The 5,007-nt window shown below is 42.0% G+C and carries 6 protein-coding genes; 4 read left to right on the plus strand and 2 right to left on the minus strand.

The window, feature by feature from the left end; genetic code table 11:
• Positions 1–295: 295 nt before the first annotated feature.
• Complete coding sequence (locus OH459_RS27605; RefSeq protein ID WP_269989760.1) at positions 296–1,135, plus strand: hypothetical protein; 840 nt, start codon at positions 296–298, stop codon at positions 1,133–1,135.
• An 893-nt stretch (positions 1,136–2,028) separates the two neighbouring features.
• Here the strand turns inward: OH459_RS27605 and OH459_RS27610 are convergent.
• Positions 2,029–3,003, minus strand: a complete 975-nt coding sequence (locus OH459_RS27610) for an Rpn family recombination-promoting nuclease/putative transposase (protein ID WP_269989761.1) — start codon at positions 3,001–3,003, stop codon at positions 2,029–2,031.
• Between the two features lie 460 nt (positions 3,004–3,463).
• Here OH459_RS27610 and OH459_RS27615 point away from each other — a divergent pair, with 460 nt between their 5' ends.
• The 3 genes from OH459_RS27615 to OH459_RS27625 all read left to right on the plus strand — a co-directional run bounded on the left by OH459_RS27615 (position 3,464) and on the right by OH459_RS27625 (position 4,672).
• A complete protein-coding gene (locus OH459_RS27615; RefSeq protein WP_011988307.1) occupies positions 3,464–4,003 on the plus strand; it encodes a ParA family protein in 540 nt (179 codons plus the stop codon).
• Positions 4,000–4,347, plus strand: a complete 348-nt coding sequence (locus OH459_RS27620; RefSeq protein WP_011988306.1) for a hypothetical protein — start codon at positions 4,000–4,002, stop codon at positions 4,345–4,347. The genes OH459_RS27615 and OH459_RS27620 overlap by 4 nt, the downstream gene beginning before the upstream one ends.
• A gap of 151 nt (positions 4,348–4,498) precedes the next feature.
• Positions 4,499–4,672: a hypothetical protein gene (locus OH459_RS27625; protein ID WP_269989769.1), complete on the plus strand. Its 174-nt coding sequence runs from the start codon at positions 4,499–4,501 to the stop codon at positions 4,670–4,672.
• Between the two features lie 127 nt (positions 4,673–4,799).
• On the opposite strand, the gene OH459_RS27630 is transcribed toward OH459_RS27625, so the two are convergent.
• A partial coding sequence (locus OH459_RS27630) for a hypothetical protein (protein ID WP_269989771.1) occupies positions 4,800–5,007 on the minus strand: 208 nt, incomplete at its 5' end.

Raw genomic sequence — 5,007 nt, forward strand, 5'->3', positions numbered from 1 at the left:
TCCAATCTAACTATATAGCATTCGCAAAGTAGCCGTTCTCCCACAAGTGAACGGCTTTTTTGTGCCTGAAATTTAAGCATTTGATCTTTTTACAGATCTTGTGTAGATTGAACATTCATTGTTTGGCGTGGAAACCAAACAACCCTAAAAATCTTGTGGAATCAAAACATGAATAAGCCAATTGTGTCTTGCCCATGGCAAGCGAACCTCAGACTCAAGACCTCAGTAATAACCTCATGGGCATCAGATGATCACACTCTGATCTTATTCGGTTATGGCTTAGAGAGTGAGTCTCATGCTTGCAGATAACCTCTCCGCGAACTTCGCCAAATCACAATACGATAAAGCGTATCGTCTGATGCGCAAAGAGCGTAAACAAGCATTGATCGAACTGCACCATGATGTGCTCAGCCCTAAGTCTAAGCTGGACGAGCTTGAACTAGACCAGGACAGTTACCACATCGGTTTTACTGCCCGACGTCTGTTGCGCAGTGGTGAGGTGGTTCAGTTGCCTCACGAGTATGCGTTTATCCTCAAAGCGTGCCAAGAGTTCATCCATAACCCGCAGCGCTTCCCTGCCCTATTTGCTTGGGGTGGCACCGCCATCAATAACATTCAGTGTCGAACCTTGATAGCCAAAGTCTTGGCTTGTATTTTACCTAACACCGATTTGATTGGTGGACGGATAGGTATTCCAACCGAAGCCGGCTTAAAAACCATCAGCTATGACCAGCTCCAAGAGGACTACGCGCTACGTTGGGGGGAATATATTTCTCCGAAGTCGTTCGCTAAGGTGATTAAATACTTACAGCGTGCCGCTTATTTGCATTCAGAACGCATCAATGTGTGTGTGGATGATGCAGAAGGTACGGTTCGCAGCGCTGCGGCTTACAAGCAATTTACAGAGGCTTTCTTTAGAGACATCAAAGTGGTGCGTTACCCTAACATTTGTGAGCTGATCATCGCTTCTCGTAAGCGCATGGAGAAAAAGGGCTTACGTTTCGACTGGTTGAACTTCCGTACCATTGCTTCAGGCATTCAGGAAATCTACAACGCCACTCGTTGTAATGAGTACGCCAAGAGCGTATCGAACCTGTTTACCGCAATGACTCACTACTCCCCTTCCCCACACTAGCTGTGTAGAGGTATCCGCTTAACGGCGGAGGATTTCGCACGTCTGTACGTCATTTTAGCTTAAATATTCACCAATATCGGCGTAACTTTCTCTAGCTCGATCTTAAATATTGCCTCTGCGCTCACATTGTTGTGAGAGAACACTGTCTAATTTCAAAAGGTAGTGCAAGAAAAGGAAACAAGAAAGTAGAACAAAGATGGCTCTAAAAAACGCTCTGCGCTTATGTGTACTCCGTAGTTAAACTTCGTATATACATAAATATCTAAGTAAACATTTGATGTTAAATACTGGTTCGCGCTGGCTGCTATATGCTTGCATGTAGAGCCAGTGTGAAGCCGACAAGCGATAGCGCGTCAGTCTCACCCCCACGTCTAACTTGATCGATCCTCTAAAAAACAATCGCTTCGCTCAATGATACCCACAGCCAGCATCAAGCTCTGTGGAGATGGTAAGAACTGCGTCATGGCTGGCTGCGCTGAACCTTTCTTTTGTCATACGACGGGAAACGATCGAGCATATACGCCTGATACCGTGGAACGACCACATAAAAACCCAGATAGTGGATATATCAGCGCAAGTCTTACTCGCTACGCTCGCGCATTCTAGCAAGGCGAAGGGCAATTTTTGTGCCGTTACCTTCATCAAACCATTAGGCTTCATCTGGTGGGGTTAGAGAGCGTCTTACTCGCTACGCGAGCGCGTTCTGGTATTCGTCGCACAGCGACTCATGAGATGAAAAGTGACAGGGCGGTGGATCTTATTTGATCTGCGCAGATCTTGAGCAAAAGAAGAGAGTTGGAGGGTATAAACGATATTTCAATATAGTTACGGTGTAACATAATTAAATGATAAAAATAGCGAAATGTTCCCATCTCGCTATTTTGCGCTTGTGATTAGTTGATAAGCGCTAACAGTTCTTTCTCTGACAATCCTGTGGTTTCGGAGATTAACGATTTGTCTAGACCCGCTGCTAGCATTCTTTTAGCTATAGCAAGTTTTGCTGCTTGTTGACCTTCTTGACGTCCTTCTTGGCGTCCAAACTCTTCCCCTTCTTGGCGACCTTGCTCTAAGCCTTGCTTTAGACCTTGCTTTAGACCTTGCTCGCGACCGCGGGCTTCTAACTGTTCTGCTACTGTCATGAAACGTTCCTCATGCTCCGGCACTTGCTGGGCCAATGTTCGCATCAAACCTTCTAGATTTGATGTCTCCCCTACTCTCAGCAAATACTCTACTAAACTGTCTAATTGATTCGTTGTTATTAAACGTTCTAATAACAGTGTAACCAGTGTGTCTGTAAAATCCAACAGGTCTCTCTGTTGCACATGTTTTTGGACCAGCTCTAACAGCGCTACTCGTTTATGCCGAATGATTTCATCATCCGAAATTACCGTCACATCCACTAAGGGGAAATCCTGGCTATATAGTGCTTTCGCTATCTCTGGATTTTCAAATTCATCCAGCCAATTTGTGCTGTATGGGTAAGGACTTGTTCTGCCATGATAGAACAATAATGGAACAACCAAAGGCAATGTGTCATTACCGGCATCTAGGTGTTGCTTCATTGCGGCAATAGCATATCGCATCATCCGAAAGCCCATATGTTTGTCTGGGCTGCTTTGGTGTTCTATCAAAGCGTACACATACCCTACCCCACTATCTGTCTCCATCGAGTAAAGTACGTCCGAATAATACGGCACTAGCTCTTCTTCCAAAAATGAACCGGATTGAAGCAGCAGCGTATCGAGATTACAGATTTGTTTGATGTGTTCTGGCAAATGGATATTTAAGAAATCCTTTGCGGTTTCTGGCACGGTTAAGAATGACTTAAACAATCCGTCATGTATCGATGTTGGTGTTTTCATTTGCATTATCTAATGGCGTTTCCGTAATCATATCATAGGTTATTGAGTCTTAGCTCCAACGGAACGGTTGCTGGGGTTTTGTGCCCATTTCAGCAGAAAGTCCAGACTTAGGGGTCTAAGGTGCAACGGAACGAAAAACTATGATAAGGGGTTGCGGTCTCAAACTAGGGTAACTGAAATTTCGGCGGTTCCGGTGTAGAACCCCATATCCATCATCATTCCATTTTCTATTTAATAGACGCGATTTTATCCTTTGTTTTTACTGTCTAAAATATTTATATATCAGATAGTTAACCCCCTTAGCGTACATAACCGTTCCGCTGGACCTCAAACCCCGTACACCATATATATGAGCTAACCTTTTATGTGATCTCTAAAAAACAATACATAGATAAATACAAATGTATTTACATTTGTATTTATCTATGTATTATGTTTGTTATGTACATATGTAAGGAATATTGTAATGAAAAGTATTGTTTTACTGAGCAGTAAAGGTGGTGTCGGTAAGTCATCTTTGATCAAACAAATTCATCGTGAGTTGAGCAGGTTAGGATATGATGTTTGGGGGAAAGACACTGACCCTCAAGGAACATATGAGCAGTTCCTTAGTTCTTTAAACGAACCTAATAACGCTGATTTCTTTTTATATGATACACAAGGTGCAGACTCGGCAATCAATAGAACGTTGCTTGAAGCTATTGCTCAAGCCGATAGTGATAATTTAATAATTGTGCCAGTTCAACCAACTGAAACTGATTTAGATCGTGCTTTATCAGTTGCTCATCTGTTACATCAGTTTAATGTTAGAGACAAAGCTGTTTTTGTTTTAAATCGTTGTTATCGAGAAGCTGATAAGGAAACCTTGAAATCCAAAGCGATGTTGAAATCGTTCAACATTAAGGTGGCTAAATCAGTAATTGTTAACAGATTGCGTTTTGACCAAGAACCAACGTCTAAAATACGAAATGACATCTCTAAACTTATCCATGAGGTTATCTTATGAAAGATCCCCTTTTGTCTAATCGACAGTTAACGACGGAACTTGATAAGGATAGTTCTTTGACGGTCGAGCAAATGAAACAATTAAATCGTGATAAGCAGAAGGAATATGCCAATAAATTATCTTCAAATTGGAAGGAAGCCAAGTCTCAAATAGAGCACATGAATCATGAAGAGTTACTAGCTTTCATAGAAGCAAACAAAGATAACGGCTTGTTGGTCCGCTCTGGTAACGCAACTGTTCGCGTTTCAGTGTATGAGTATGCGCTAATGCAATACATAACAAAAGAGCTCAAGGCTCGCTCTGTTAGAGAGGCTGTTATCAAATTGATGGAAGAAAAATTGTAATTACTAAAGTGCGTACAAATGTGCTTTAATCTGTAATTGCTTTTGTAACGTCATATGTATTTACATATGACGTTACATATTAAAAAGCCTCATAACACCAGTTTGCAGACCATGTTAAGAGGCATGCACCCCAACCCAAAGGAGAATTAAGATGCAGTTGAACTGTAGCATAACTCACACCCTAAACCAAAGCGCAACCAACGAAGAGCTCGATATGTTGGTCAGCCTCATGGAACGTAACTACTTCCGTCCTAACCAGCAAGAAGTCATCGCTGCCTTTGTTGGGCGACAAGCAATCAAGAACTACTTAGAGGAGTGTGAGTGATAAGTAATTTACCGTACTGCGTTTATAGCTTCGCATTACAGATCATATGTTAAATAAGTTTCCGCTAATAAAAAGGCTTGGTTATTAACCAAGCCTTTAACATGAAAGTTGACATCTTAAACGTTTGTTATGTGCGTTCATCAGGCTTTGTTTGAATAATTGTCAGGTCATTTGTTTTTTCTAGGATTTTCTCAACCTCTTTAGTTGAATAACCCCTCAAGTGTACTACCTTAAAATATCTAAACTTGACGACAACTTCCCGAGAACCATTTCTTTTTAGCCATTCAACGATAACAGCCGCGAGGGAAGGAATGATAGAAGCACCACCGATTACC

It is taken from the genome of Vibrio sp. MM46 (assembly GCF_027587135.1).
Lineage (GTDB): Bacteria > Pseudomonadota > Gammaproteobacteria > Enterobacterales > Vibrionaceae > Vibrio > Vibrio harveyi.

Bases quoted from the DNA above. Each gene is read 5' to 3' on its own strand.
- OH459_RS27625 (WP_269989769.1), top strand. From the start codon at position 4,499: ATGCAGTTGAACTGTAGCATAACTCACACCCTAAACCAAAGCGCAACC.
- OH459_RS27615 (WP_011988307.1), top strand. From the start codon at position 3,464: ATGAAAAGTATTGTTTTACTGAGCAGTAAAGGTGGTGTCGGTAAGTCA.
- OH459_RS27610 (WP_269989761.1), bottom strand. From the start codon at position 3,003: ATGCAAATGAAAACACCAACATCGATACATGACGGATTGTTTAAGTCA.
- OH459_RS27620 (WP_011988306.1), top strand. From the start codon at position 4,000: ATGAAAGATCCCCTTTTGTCTAATCGACAGTTAACGACGGAACTTGAT.
- OH459_RS27605 (WP_269989760.1), top strand. From the start codon at position 296: ATGCTTGCAGATAACCTCTCCGCGAACTTCGCCAAATCACAATACGAT.